Genomic DNA, 13,206 nt, shown 5'->3' with positions numbered 1-13,206 from the left:
TTAATCTACTTTTTTATTATCTTAAAATGCAGCTTTGAATATTTCAACTATATCTTTTTCATTTCCTTTTCTTGGGTTGCTGAATGCATTTCCATCTTTTAATGCCATTTCAGCCATGTATTCGAAATCTTCTTCTTTTATTCCCATTTCTTTTAAGCTTGTAGGAATTCCGATATCAGTTGAAAGTCTGAACATAGCATCGATAGCTTTTTCTGCTGCTTCCATAACTGATAATCCTTGTATATTTTCTCCCATGAATTCTGCTATATCAGCAAATTTTTGTGGGTTTGATATTAAGTTGTATTTTTCAACGTGTGGAAGAAGCATAGCATTAGCTACTCCATGTGGCATATCATATAATCCACCTAATTGGTGAGCCATAGCATGAACATATCCTAAGTTAGCATTGTTGAATGCCATACCAGCTAATAATGAACCGTATGCCATGTTTTCTCTTGCTACTAAGTTTTCACCTAAAGCAACTGCTTGTCTTAAGTTGTTTGATATTAATTTTATTGCTTGTATAGCAGCAGCATCAGTTACAGGGTTTGCATCTTTTGATACATAAGCTTCGATAGCATGAGTTAATGCATCCATTCCTGTAGCAGCTGTTAAACCAGCAGGTTTTTTAACCATTAATTCTGGATCATTGAATGAAGCTAATGGTAAGTTTCTCCAACTAACTATAACATATTTAACTTTAGTTTTAGTGTTAGTTATAACACAGTGTCTTGTAACTTCACTTGCTGTTCCAGCTGTAGTATTAACTGCAACTATTGGTGGAAGAGCCTTAGTTAAAGTTTCTATTCCAGCATATTCATAAAGATCTCCTTCATGAGTAGCAACTATACCAATACCTTTACCACAGTCATGAGCACTTCCGCCTCCAACTGTAACTATCATATCACAGTTTTCATCTTTGAATATTTTTAATCCATCAGCAACGTTTGTATCTTTTGGATTTGGTTCAACTGCATCATAGTATGCAACTTCTATTCCAGCTTCTTGTAATGATTTAACAGTTAATTCTACTGCTCCACCTTCCATGTTTCTTAAGAATTTATCTGTTACTATTAGGGCTTTTTTACCGCCTAATATTTGACATCTTTCTCCTACTAATTTTACACATCCAGCGCCCATAAAGTTAACGCTTGGTACTAAATAATCGTACATTCTCATTGTAAATTCCTCCTAATTAGTTAATTATATATTTAATCTTTTATATATTAATTTAAAATATATTTGCATTGTTAATACTATAGATATTTAAATTTAAATATCTTATATAGAAATTATATTTTAGATGTCTTTTACTTATTAAAAGCATCTACTGCTGCTTGAGCTATAGCCATATCTTCTTCTACAGTTCCACCACTTACTCCAACAGCTCCTACAACTTTCCCATCAACTATTATTGGTAGTCCACCACCAAATGGAACGATTCTGCAATTGTTTGTAAGTTGAAGTCCATAAAGACTTTGTCCTGGTTGTACACATTCAGCTATTCCATGGCTTCCTTGTTTTAAACATGCTGCTGTATAAGCTTTGTTTATTGCTATATCAATGCTTGTTATGAAAGCATCTTCCATTCTGTGCATTAACATTAAGTTTGCTCCAGCATCTACTGCTGCAAAAATTACTGGTACATTCATGCTAGCTGCTTTTTCCTCAGCTGCTTTAGCCATTTCCTTAACTATTTCTAAGCTTAATTGTTTAATTTCATTTAACTTTTTCATATCTTCATCCTCCTAAACTATTTTTCTTCTTCATATCTAGCAAATGCAAATAAAACATCTGATAATCTATTTACATACATTTTAACCTGCTCACGCACATCTTCTTCTTTACAAAGTGTAGCAATTCTTCTTTCAGCTCTTCTAGCTACAGTTCTTGCTACATGCAAAGCTGCTGACATTTTATTTTTCCCTGGAGTTACAAATCCTTTGAAAGGTCCTGCAATATTCATATATTTATCTATTAAAACTTCTAGTTTTTCTATATCTTCATCTGTTATTACTTCTTTTAAATATGTAAATCCTTGTTCATCGCTAGCAAGTTCTGCACCTAATACAAATAATTTTCTTTGTATTTCTTCAAGTGCAGCTTTCTCTTCTTTATCTTCACTCTCAGCATAAGCCAATCCAATAAATGAAATAACTTCATCAATAGTTCCATATGCTTCAACTCTTAAACTATCTTTATCTACTCTACTGCCACCATATAAAGCGGTAGTTCCTTTATCACCTGTTTTAGTATAAATTTTCATAATATAACTACTCCTTATACTCTATTTAAAAGCAATTCCTTTAACTAACCTACCTGCATTCGCTCCTAAAGCTCTTAAAACTTTAACTTCATCATCCAAACTAACAGTAAACAAAGGCTCATCTTTTTTAAGTTTATTTAAAGTTAATGTTACTTTTCTACTTTTGTCGATACCAATACCGACTCCTAACTTTGAATCTTGTGCAGCCATATGACTCAGCTCTTCTGCTCCTAGAGAATCTTCTTTACTTAATACCTTACAAGGTATTCCTTCTTCCTCTAGTCCCCATAAAATTTCATCGAATATAGTTAAGTCTTCTAATTTTGAAGAATGATACAGACATATAGTTGGTATGTCGTACTCAAAATATCTCATTATCATTACTTACCTTCTCCATTTCCATTAAAAGCTAATACAAGTCCTGTAGCTACAGCATTTCTTGGTCCCTCTGATCCTCTTATATTTCCTCTTCCAGCTACTACTCCATATTGTGATAAAGCATTTGTTACCAATTGAGGAACTTCAAAATCTAACGAAGATCCACCTACTAATACAACAAATTCAATATCTCTTATACTTCCTGTAGGTGATACTATACTTAATGCTCTTAGGCAGTTAGTTACAAATACCTTTTCTTTAGCATTTTTTCTTATATTTATAATTTTTTCTAAAGAATTTTGTCCATCTATTGGAACAAGCATTCCATCTTTTAAAATTACAACCTTAGCAAAAACTGCTGGCTCTAATGGTTTTTGGAAAAACTCTACTGTTCCATCTTCATGTCTTATATGGAATAAACTTTCTACCTTTGCTAATGGATATTTTTTAATATCCTCAGCCAAGCTAAAATCTTCTAATCCAAGCTCTGACTTTATAAGCATAGTTACCATGTTTCCTGCTCCAGCCAAATGAATTGAACAAATTTCTCCTTGCTTATTTATTATTGATGCATCAGTAGACCCTGCTCCCATATCTAATATTGCAAGTGGTGTACTACTTCCTGGAGTTGTTAATGCTCCTCTTATAGCCATATCAGCTTCTACTCCACCAACTTCAACAGGAACATTTAATTGTTCTTGTAATTTATCTGCAATCATCTGCATTTGAAGTTTATCAGCTTTAACCATTGCAGCTATTCCTACTGCATTCTCCATTGAGAACTCTGCTGCAAGTCCACCCTTTACCATTTGAGGTATGAATGTATCAACTGCTAATAAGTCTTGAATTGTGATATCTGCTATTTTTTGCTTTGTAAGATTCGCCATTACTTGTCTTACTCTTTCTAACATTCCACCTGCATTTGTACCAGCTTCGCCTTTAACATCTTGAATTGGAACGCATAAATTAACTGCATCCATTATTCTTCCTGCACCATGCTCTACATCTACAACTTCTTTTCTTTTTAATCCATTTATATGAATTTTACCTGCTGGTATTCTTTTTTCCTGAACATCACCTTTAGGAGTTTTAATTACCACTGCTGATCTATTTCCTATTAAAGCTCTAGATATTGGCACTATCATTTTTGTTTCTTCTGATGTTAAATTGAAAACTGTAGCAATACCGTAAGGGTTAGATAAAGTTTCAACAACATCACCTTGTGCAGCAACCTCTACTGCAGCCATCATTCCTAATGGCACTTTTTCTAGAAGTGTTACTTCATCTACTATAGGTATTTTCTTTTCTAATCTATTATTAATTAAAACCCCATCGTCTCTTTGAACTACTGCTGATGTTATATTTATCCCTCTTTTAGTTGCAGCATTAATTCTAGCTGCAGCCTCTAAGAAGTTAACTCTACTTAAAATTAAAGGAATAAATTGATTTTCTTCGATTTTATCTACTTCTAAGTTATCTAACTCTTCAATATATATAGTCTTTCCTATTCCAAGACCTACCCCACCTGGAGTAGATGGATTATGTCCTATCATTGTAGATTCTGTTATTATAGTCTCAGTAATAGTCTCCATAGCAACATCACCTATAACTGGTGCTGCTTCATTTATTCTTACTAAATCCAAATTCTTAAGTTCTAAATCTACCTTATTTAAAGCTTGTTTTAAAGAGGAAAAGACTCCTTCTATGTTTTCTTCTGTTCCCTTTATTCCTGTCGTTGGAACTATACCACTTGAAAGAAACTTTATCTTTTCATTTTCAACCTTTGCTAATGCCACTTCCGTTGTAGCATTACCAATGTCTACACCTGCGATTATTTTCATTAAATTTCCTCCTTAATTCAAAGCCAATTACTCTTGTCTTAATTTTTGTCTTGTTTCGTAAACTTCAATAGCCTCTCTTACGAAATCTGCATTAACTTTTGCTCCATAAAGTGTTTCAAGTTCTTCAGCTATTGCTAAAAGTTCTTCTCTTGTTGAACGATTTGGTCTTAATGCATTATATATTTCAAGAATTCTATCATCTGGAACTTTTATAAGTTCTGCTGCTCTTCTAAAATTTCTAGCTATAGCATCTCTATTCATACCTTCAGCAATTTGAGCTTGCATTTCTAAAGTTTCTGGTGATATTCTAACGTCTTCTGCTTTAATATCTCCATTTAATACGTTCTCTAAAGTTATATCTTGTAGATTTTTTCCTGTTGGTGTCTTTATACTTTCAGGTCTTTTTGTAGCCAAAGGATAATCTTGAGGATTCATCTTTCTTTGTTCCATAACAATTATTCTCCCTTCAAATTAAAATTTTACTTCGATTTCTATTGGTTTTGCTCCGACTTCTACATGTTTAGTTTCTTTTATGTGGAATAGGGCAGCTATTGCCATAAACTTAGGTCTAACCATTTGGTCGTTCTTTGTTGGAACTGGTGTTGGTGATTCTCCCTTAGCATATTTTGCTGCATTCTTTCCTATTAATCTATAAGTATCTAATGTTAATAGTGGTGCTTGTGGGAATAATTCTAAGTTGTTTAAAGGAAGTAAGTCTTTTTGATGAATAACTGTTGTTCCTTTTGATTGTATTCCTATACCTATTCCTGATCCACTTATTTTTGCTGCATCATTTGATATGAATGAAACATCAGATGTTCTTATTACTCTAACAACACGAGCCTTTAATCCTTCTTCTTCTATTCCAGCTATAATTTCTGTTAATATATCACTGTGTGATAAATTTACTAATGTTTTACTTTGAAACTTAAGGAAAGCTGGTGCTAATCCTATAACAACCTCATCTGCCTTAGTTCCAACTTTTGCTTCTCCTACTTCAGTAAGCTGAAGCTTTGGCATAACATATTGATTTGTTGTATTTTCCATATCGCTCACCTCTACCCTTACTCTATATCTTCTGGTTTTATTACGTTAGGGATGTTCTTTATTTCTTCCCATCTCTCTTCGCTCATTCTATAACCAGTTCCTGGTCCCATATAATCATTTTTATCATTAACTGCACTTATAACATCAAAATCATTATCTAATATAGCTGATGTTTGTAAGTAATCTCCAGTTACTCTTTGCTTAAGCATGTTTAATATGTTATTTGCAACATCATCAAATCCACCAGTGCTTAATGCTTTAACTATATCTAATCCACTTACTCTCTTCTTAAGCATTTCTTCTGCTGCCTTTAAGTCTTCAACTATGTTTCTTTCAGGCATATCTTTACTTCCATGAGCATAAGTTGCTGCTTCAACTTCTTCGTCAGTTATAGCAGGGAAACCTAATTCTCTAAATACTGCTTGTATTGCTTTTGCAGCTTTATTTCTAATTGCAATTGTTTCTTCTTCTGATACTGGTCTTAATCCACCATCTACCATTAAGTCTCTTTGAAGAACGTTGTAATCATCAAAGTCTTCAGCATCAAAGTTTGAACCTGCAAACATGTTATCATAGTTTGGAACTGCACTATATCCTGAGAATATGAAGTCTGTTCCTGGCAACATTTGCATTAATGTTCTTGCTGTTCTTCTTATATCTGAATGTGAGAAAGTTTGGTCATTTGCTGATGCAACTTCTATATCAAGCATTGCTGCTATTAAGTTTTCAGCTAATACTGCTCTTATTCCTGATGGAACTGCTCCTGTCATACCTATACAACTAACTGCACCATTTTGAAGTCCTTGAACGCCAGCACCCTTAGTTATGTATATACATCTTGACTCTAGGTAAAGCATTGATTTTCCTTCTGAATATCCCATTAATGCTTCTGAACCTGTACCTGATGTATATCTCATCTTAAGACCTCTTGAAGCATAAGCTGATGCTAAAAATGCCTTTGACCATGGAGTATCATCTCCATCTGTAAATACTGCTTCAGTTCCATATACTGAAACTGTTTCTGCATAACTTGTAAGTCCTCTCATACCAAGGTCAAGTTCTGTAGCTTCCTCAACTGAACATTGAGTTAAAACTCCTCCACGACCTACTTGTGAACCTATTAGTATTGCTAATGCATTAAATGGAGCATATCTAACTATACCAACTGTAGTTTCTTGTTCTGAGAAACCTCTTATTCCTGCTTCTGCTGCATCTGCTGCAATTTGAACTGGATTATCTTTTAAGTTTGTAACATGACATTGATTTGAAGGTGTTTTTCTAGCTCTCATTTTTTGAAGAGCCATCATCATTTCAACAACATTCATATGTGACACAACTTCTACTACCTTAGCTGGTGTTATAGCTGTTGTTATATTAACAATTTCATCTCTGCTAACATTTATATCTACAAGTTTTTTTGCTATTTCTACTGAATCTAAACTCATAGCGTTTTCTGCATTTTCTAAGTTGATTGCATAGTCAGCTATAAATCTATCTATCATATCAAATTCTTCTCTTTTTTTATTGTCTAACTCTACCACTTTTCCATTTTCAATTTTTATTGAAGATTTTGGATCGTTAACACCATTCATTGCTACCAATCCCTCTTCTGGCCATTCTCCAATAAGACCATCTTGATTTACAGGACGTTTTGCTAAAACCTGGAATCTTTTTGATTTCACTTATATTTCCTCCCTTTAACATAACTTTGTAAAAATTATATTTAAACTTTGTTATTTTTTTATCGATGTGATGTTTAGATTATAATATACATCCACCTAAATTCCATCACAAATTCTTGCTTTGTTCTTGAACTTTATTGTTTGATTTTCACGAGTGCTAATTGGACTTTTTTGTCCATCTTGTTAAAAATAATCCTATAAAATAAAATTTGAAGCTTGTTCTAACAAAAAAAACATCTTTTTAAACTTTAAAAAGATGTTTTTCATGCAAAAATATAAAAAAATTACCCACTTTACATAATTTGATAAAGTGGCCTTCTATAAAATTATTGGACTTTATGTACTTCTCTATACTTTTTAGGTGTAAGCCCTTGTGATTTTTTAAATACCCTTATAAAATACCCACAATCATCAAATCCTAAATCTAAAGCTACATTAAGAACTGGTATATCTGTATTTTCAAGTAATTCTTTTGCCCTATTTATTTTAGCCTCATTAACATATGAAATAAAAGTAACTCCAACCGATTTCTTAAATACCCTACTAAAATAACAAGGACTTAAGTTGCATATAGATGCCATTTTTTCTAAACTCACATTTTCTCCAATGTTATCCTGTATATACTCTATAGCTGCTTTAATAGGCAATTCCTTGCTCTCACTTACTGATTTTTCTGATTTTTCTATACAGATATCTTTGTTAATTTTTAAATTAACAAAGATATTATTTATAACATCTATTAATTCACTTGGTTTTATTGGTTTTAAAATATAATCGTCTACGCCTAACACTAATGCTTTACGTACTAATTCAAAATCATCATAAGCTGTTATCATTATAATAATCTTATTTTTGTTTTGTTCTTTTATAATTTGCGATGCTTTTATTCCATCTATTCCAGGCATTTTAACATCCATTATTATAACATCAGGATTAAATTCCCTATCTAATTCTATAGCTTCCCTTCCATTACAAGCTTCTGCTATAACTCTTCCACTATCTGAGTTATTTATAATCATCCCTAAAGCTTGTCTTTCTAAAATTTCATCATCAACAATCATTATTTTAAGCATTTATTCAACTCCTAGCTAAACTTCTTTCTTAATAGTTATTTTTACTGAAGTTCCTATTCTTATTTTGCTAGTTATTTCTATTTTATATTCGTCTCCATAGTAATAAGCCATTCTTTTATTTGCATTATTTATTCCTATTTTATCCAAATTATTATCATCTCTTATTTGTAGTTCTTCTCGCATTAAATTAAGTTGCTCTCTAGGTATACCTGTACCATTATCTTCAATATGTACTATTACATAATCCTCTGCATCTTCTACAAAAATTTTTATATAACCACATTCTTCTTTTGTCTCAAGTCCATGTACAACAGAATTTTCTACAAAAGTTTGAATAACCATAAAAGGTACTCTTATATTTTTAAATTGTTTATCAATATTAATTTCATAATTTAATCTATCTGAAAATCTTACCTTTTGAAGATTCAAATATGAGTTTATATAGTCAAACTCTTCTTCTAAGCTAACAATTTTATTTACCTTTTTTAATGTATATCTTAACATATTAGATAAATTATATATAACCTCTTGAGTTTTAGGTGCATTTTCAACTATAGCTAAAGACGATATGCTATTTAATACATTAAATAAAAAATGTGGATTTATCTGAGATTGAAGTGCTTTTAATTGAGATGCCTTATATTCTTTTTCCAACTCCGCTTGCACTTTTTTAGTTTCTGCAAACTTGACTTTTTTTTCATCTAGCTCTCTTTGGACTATTTTTGATATAGCTTCTTCTACGATATAATTACTTATGTGAAACATCATTTGTGCCACTGCCTGTATTCTTTTAAAACTAACTACAGGCAAATTATTATAAGCTTCTAATAGCTTTTCTTTTTCCTCTTTCTTTAAATCATCAAAATCATTTTCTACATTTACTATTTTCTCCAATTCAACATTTGAATGCTCTTCCATTAACACTTGGCCTGCCATTACTGAACCTAAGTACTGACCATTAACAATTATAGGTGTAGCAAAATCTATTAATCCCTTATGACATATATATATATATGGCTTTTCTAATCTAGCTGCTTCTAAACCACCACGTGAGTCACAACGTTCACACAACTGAGAATATGATTCACTTGCCCTCATAAGCTTACAGAATTCACTACATCTACTATGCTTAGTTGCTAACTTTCCCATATAATCAACAGTTATTATAGACATTTCTGTAGCATCTGATATATCATCTTGTATTTTCTGAAAAGCATTTATATCAATGGCATCTTTCAAATGCAATGTTTTTTTCATATTTTCATCTTCTTTCTTTGTATATCTCGTGTACATTATTGCAATAAATTTTTAATGATTTTATTTAATTTTATTATATTATTTTTCATATGTAAATTGTAAATTTAAATTATAAGTCTACAATTCGAGTATTTTTGTCTTAAATCTACATGTTTTATGCCTTGTAAAGCCTTAAATTAAATTCATATAAATTTCTTTATTTTTCTTAAAACTATATCCATCACATACCAAATAATAAGATAGATTTCCTAAATAATGAAAACCCCAAGAATAAATTAAAAATGCTAATAAAACTTAAAACTAATTAAGCTCTATTAGCATTTTTCTTAATCTATTCACTATTTCACAAATTCCTTACTTTAAATATAAGTTCTATTCCTTAACTTTTATTACACAATCTTTTCTATAAAATGAAATTCCGTATTTAATTATATTTTCGTATCCTTCTTCTTTAAGTTCTTCTTCATAATTTTTCTCATCAATTTGTGCTAATGCTTCATCACATTTCTTAAAAATATCTTTAGGTTTATCACATACCTTAAGTTCTAAAATTACACATGGTTCAAATATTGAAAGTGATTTTATAAAAATATCGCTCCTGCCATCTCCAGCTTCTCTGTTAGACTTTACTAAAAAGTCATGCATGTTAGCTAATACTCCTAAAGTAAATCCATGATAAAAATTTTCATAAGCATCATTAAAGCTTATAGTTTGTCTAAGCATTAAATTCAATTCTTTTTGAAAAGTTTCAACATCTTTATCAAATATAGCCTTATACATTTTAGATAAATCTTTTACTTTAACCTTATCATGAAACCATTTTAAAATCTTATTCTTAAAAATGTATTTAACTTCTTTATTAGGTATTTTTAAGCTTATATAATGATTGTCTTCTTCATCCATTCTTTCCCCAACTTTTTTAAAATACCCAGTAAAGAACATAAAATTCCAAAGATTTTCCATGCTATCATAAACTTCATCGTAAGTTATATCTTCATGAACTCTTTTTTCTATAGTATTTCCTTCAATCAAAAGCTCAATTTCCTTTTTGGTTACACTATCTGCTTTTTCAATTAAACTTTTAACAATACTGTTTGAACTTGTATTTGCCCAATAAGATGTTGGTATTACATTTGGATTTATTTTTAAATCCTTTATAAAACGTACAGCACTCCAAGGATTATAAACTTTAGCATCACCAAAAATATAACCATTGTACCAATCTTTTATTAAAGTTTCTTTATCCATTAAATTATAATCTTCAAGCATTTTATTTACCTCTTTTTGAGTAAAACCAAAATACTCATCATAAGATTTATTTAAAATTGAGATTATTTCTAGATTATTAAGTCCAGTAAAAATACTTTCCTTTGAAATACGTAAACAACCTGTTATTACTGCAAATTCTAAAGAAGGATTTGTTTTTAATGCAGATTCAAAAATTGATCTTATAAATGCTATCATTCTATCATAAAATCCTTCAAAAAATGAATTTTCAAGTGGTACATCATATTCATCAATTAATATTATAGTCTTTTTCTTATGATATTTTTCTAGACATTGACTAAGGAAAAATAGCGAATCAATATAATCTCCTTCATCACCTTGTTCTCTTAGAATCTTTAAGAATCTTTCTTTATCATCTTTTAATTTTTCACTTTTTAATATATATTCATGCCTTTTATATTCTTCTGCTATTCTTCGTGTAATAGAAATATAAGCTAATTCAAAATTAGGTTGTTTTCCTGATTTTAAAGAAAGATTAATTACAGGATATTTTCCTATATGAGAAGTATATTTTTCTCCTTCTTTCATTATATTTAACCCTTCAAAAAGATAAGAATTATCTTCTTCTCTTTTTTCAAAGAAATATTGAATCATACTCATATTTAAAGTTTTTCCGAATCTTCTTGGTCTTGTAAATAAATTAACATCTGCTTTATTATCTAGTAAGTCCTTTATTAATAATGTTTTATCTATATAATAATAATCTCTCGTTATTAATTTTTCAAAATTATCTACACCTATTGGTAGTGGCTTTAATTTCATAACAAACCTCCATATTTTAACTGATTCATTACAATAATCAATTACATTACCTCTATTATATCCAAAAATATCTTATTGTTAAACCTAAAATCCTAGAACCACTCTTAAACTCAACCTTTTCATAATATTAACACCTGCAAATATAGTGTAAGTTAACTACATAAAAATTACCCCATCAAGTAGATTTTACAGCAGTACTTTTACTGTATTATTTACTCAACGGGGCTCAGTTCAAACATAAATTTAGAACAATGTTTTTATTTGATAAACTTATACAAGAATTCTAATCCTTTTGTTAGTTTTCTGTTCTTGGAAGGCCTCTTGTAGGTTTATGCATTTTTTCACCTGGTTCCATAGTAGTACTTGATGATTTATTATCATTCTTATTTTTATTTGATTTATTTTTTGACATTTTTCTCACCTCAAATTCAGTTTTTCCTTCTTATAAAGTTTATATTCAATAACCTATCTTAAATTAAATTTTTTGTTATGTTCTTATCTAATTTTATAAATTAAAAGAGATAGACAATTTGTTTTTTTACAAATTATCTATCCCTAAAATTATATTCTTAAATATACTTACTAAAATAAAATACTAGTCTAACTCTATCTACATATTAACATAGATTTCTTTTAACTATTTCTAAAATATCCGCTCCATATTTCTCACACTTAACCTTTCCAAATCCAGATATTAATTTAATATCATCCAAAGTCTTAGGTTTTGATTTAATTATATCTTTAATTCCTTCATTACTATATATAAAGTAAGACTTAACATTTCCCCTATAAATTCCATATAATTCTCCCCTTTCAAATCAAACCCAATAATTATATTTTACCATTTAACTAAAATAGATTAATTAAACTTTATTAGCCTTTTAGATATTTATTATAATTACATCTTAAACACTTTATTTTATACCCTTATATAACCTGTTTCAGTATCAATTCCTATTCCCGCCAAATCATTCGCATAATATTTATTATTAATTTCATTAGTATTAATTTGTGAATATATAGCTTTCCATTCCCGTATAGATTCAATTATATCTATTCTTGTTATTTTAGAATTTAAAAGAGACTTGGCATTCCAAGTCTCTTTTACTATAATAACATCGTCTACTAAAACAGATTTATCTCCATGTTTTAAAGTTATTGAAGTGTATAATAGTCCATCTTTAAATTGCAAACTTTTCACTTTATACACTCCTTCTTATTCCCACATGTTTTACTAATTGTATTACTAGTTCCTCATTTTTAGTACTGTATACTAATTGATCTGTTTTACAATTTATAAATTCTTTTCTTGCATCTTTTCCATCAGAAATTGCTTTAATAATTGCAACATCATCTACATACTCTTTGTTATCTTTTATATGAGATTCTAAAATTTCAAACTTTACAAATTGATTAGGATATAATTCCCTTACTTCTTTCCATTTCATATAGAATCACTCCTTATCTTTAGGTTTCTAAAATAATTATATCATTATTTTGATATATTATATATACTTTCTACATCTTTCTAATAATACAAAAAATAAGTTTATAATATCTAAGTTAACTATACTAATACATTTCTTTGTTTTAATGAATTTATGTTCTAATAT

The 13,206-nt window shown here is 29.7% G+C and carries 14 protein-coding genes; all 14 read right to left on the bottom strand.

Annotated elements, in window-relative coordinates; translation table 11 throughout:
* Positions 1–21: 21 nt before the first annotated feature.
* The 14 genes from ACYUET_RS02160 to ACYUET_RS02095 all read right to left on the bottom strand — a co-directional run bounded on the left by ACYUET_RS02160 (position 22) and on the right by ACYUET_RS02095 (position 13,041).
* Positions 22–1,179, bottom strand: a complete 1,158-nt coding sequence (locus tag ACYUET_RS02160; protein WP_460277551.1) for an iron-containing alcohol dehydrogenase — start codon at positions 1,177–1,179, stop codon at positions 22–24.
* Positions 1,180–1,310: 131 nt separating this feature from the next.
* Positions 1,311–1,736, bottom strand: coding sequence for a GlcG/HbpS family heme-binding protein (locus ACYUET_RS02155; RefSeq protein WP_460277550.1), 426 nt, complete (start codon positions 1,734–1,736; stop codon positions 1,311–1,313).
* 17 nt (positions 1,737–1,753) lie between these two features.
* Positions 1,754–2,266 (bottom strand): cob(I)yrinic acid a,c-diamide adenosyltransferase, encoded by a 513-nt coding sequence (locus tag ACYUET_RS02150; RefSeq protein WP_460277549.1) that lies wholly within the window; start codon positions 2,264–2,266, stop codon positions 1,754–1,756.
* Between the two features lie 21 nt (positions 2,267–2,287).
* The gene (locus ACYUET_RS02145; protein ID WP_460277548.1) at positions 2,288–2,647 is read right to left on the bottom strand and encodes a glycerol dehydratase reactivase beta/small subunit family protein; all 360 of its coding nucleotides are present in this window, start codon (positions 2,645–2,647) and stop codon (positions 2,288–2,290) included.
* The gene (locus tag ACYUET_RS02140) at positions 2,647–4,485 is read right to left on the bottom strand and encodes a diol dehydratase reactivase subunit alpha (RefSeq protein WP_460277546.1); all 1,839 of its coding nucleotides are present in this window, start codon (positions 4,483–4,485) and stop codon (positions 2,647–2,649) included. Before ACYUET_RS02140 ends, ACYUET_RS02145 begins: the two co-directional genes overlap by 1 nt.
* Positions 4,486–4,512: 27 nt before the next feature.
* Positions 4,513–4,935, bottom strand: a complete 423-nt coding sequence (locus ACYUET_RS02135; RefSeq protein WP_460277545.1) for a diol dehydratase small subunit — start codon at positions 4,933–4,935, stop codon at positions 4,513–4,515.
* A gap of 21 nt (positions 4,936–4,956) precedes the next feature.
* On the bottom strand, positions 4,957–5,532 hold the full coding sequence (locus tag ACYUET_RS02130) for a propanediol/glycerol family dehydratase medium subunit (RefSeq protein WP_460277543.1): 576 nt from the start codon (positions 5,530–5,532) through the stop codon (positions 4,957–4,959).
* 17 nt (positions 5,533–5,549) lie between these two features.
* Positions 5,550–7,214 carry a propanediol/glycerol family dehydratase large subunit gene (locus ACYUET_RS02125; protein WP_460277541.1) on the bottom strand — a complete coding sequence of 555 codons (1,665 nt, stop codon included), beginning with the start codon at positions 7,212–7,214 and terminating at the stop codon, positions 5,550–5,552.
* A gap of 326 nt (positions 7,215–7,540) precedes the next feature.
* Positions 7,541–8,287, bottom strand: coding sequence for a response regulator transcription factor (locus ACYUET_RS02120; protein ID WP_460277539.1), 747 nt, complete (start codon positions 8,285–8,287; stop codon positions 7,541–7,543).
* Positions 8,288–8,302: 15 nt separating this feature from the next.
* The gene (locus tag ACYUET_RS02115; protein ID WP_460277538.1) at positions 8,303–9,544 is read right to left on the bottom strand and encodes a sensor histidine kinase; all 1,242 of its coding nucleotides are present in this window, start codon (positions 9,542–9,544) and stop codon (positions 8,303–8,305) included.
* Between the two features lie 372 nt (positions 9,545–9,916).
* Positions 9,917–11,593 (bottom strand): AAA family ATPase, encoded by a 1,677-nt coding sequence (locus ACYUET_RS02110; protein WP_460277537.1) that lies wholly within the window; start codon positions 11,591–11,593, stop codon positions 9,917–9,919.
* 617 nt (positions 11,594–12,210) lie between these two features.
* A complete protein-coding gene (locus ACYUET_RS02105; RefSeq protein WP_460278231.1) occupies positions 12,211–12,387 on the bottom strand; it encodes an HRDC domain-containing protein in 177 nt (58 codons plus the stop codon).
* A 125-nt stretch (positions 12,388–12,512) separates the two neighbouring features.
* On the bottom strand, positions 12,513–12,794 hold the full coding sequence (locus ACYUET_RS02100; protein ID WP_460277535.1) for a hypothetical protein: 282 nt from the start codon (positions 12,792–12,794) through the stop codon (positions 12,513–12,515).
* A gap of 1 nt (position 12,795) precedes the next feature.
* A complete protein-coding gene (locus tag ACYUET_RS02095) occupies positions 12,796–13,041 on the bottom strand; it encodes a hypothetical protein (RefSeq protein WP_460277534.1) in 246 nt (81 codons plus the stop codon).
* Positions 13,042–13,206 lie beyond the last annotated feature (165 nt).

Source organism: Clostridium sp. CTA-5 (assembly GCF_054768135.1).
Note: the sequence above shows the minus strand (reverse complement) of the source record. Positions and strands in the feature narration are given on the sequence as shown.

Excerpts from the sequence above, each read along its gene's own strand:
- ACYUET_RS02115 (WP_460277538.1), bottom strand. The coding sequence starts at position 9,544 with ATGAAAAAAACATTGCATTTGAAAGATGCCATTGATATAAATGCTTTT.
- ACYUET_RS02155 (WP_460277550.1), bottom strand. The coding sequence starts at position 1,736 with ATGAAAAAGTTAAATGAAATTAAACAATTAAGCTTAGAAATAGTTAAG.
- ACYUET_RS02110 (WP_460277537.1), bottom strand. The coding sequence starts at position 11,593 with ATGAAATTAAAGCCACTACCAATAGGTGTAGATAATTTTGAAAAATTA.
- ACYUET_RS02160 (WP_460277551.1), bottom strand. The coding sequence starts at position 1,179 with ATGAGAATGTACGATTATTTAGTACCAAGCGTTAACTTTATGGGCGCT.
- ACYUET_RS02145 (WP_460277548.1), bottom strand. The coding sequence starts at position 2,647 with ATGATAATGAGATATTTTGAGTACGACATACCAACTATATGTCTGTAT.
- ACYUET_RS02135 (WP_460277545.1), bottom strand. The coding sequence starts at position 4,935 with ATGGAACAAAGAAAGATGAATCCTCAAGATTATCCTTTGGCTACAAAA.
- ACYUET_RS02130 (WP_460277543.1), bottom strand. The coding sequence starts at position 5,532 with ATGGAAAATACAACAAATCAATATGTTATGCCAAAGCTTCAGCTTACT.
- ACYUET_RS02120 (WP_460277539.1), bottom strand. The coding sequence starts at position 8,287 with ATGCTTAAAATAATGATTGTTGATGATGAAATTTTAGAAAGACAAGCT.
- ACYUET_RS02140 (WP_460277546.1), bottom strand. The coding sequence starts at position 4,485 with ATGAAAATAATCGCAGGTGTAGACATTGGTAATGCTACAACGGAAGTG.
- ACYUET_RS02095 (WP_460277534.1), bottom strand. The coding sequence starts at position 13,041 with ATGAAATGGAAAGAAGTAAGGGAATTATATCCTAATCAATTTGTAAAG.
- ACYUET_RS02150 (WP_460277549.1), bottom strand. The coding sequence starts at position 2,266 with ATGAAAATTTATACTAAAACAGGTGATAAAGGAACTACCGCTTTATAT.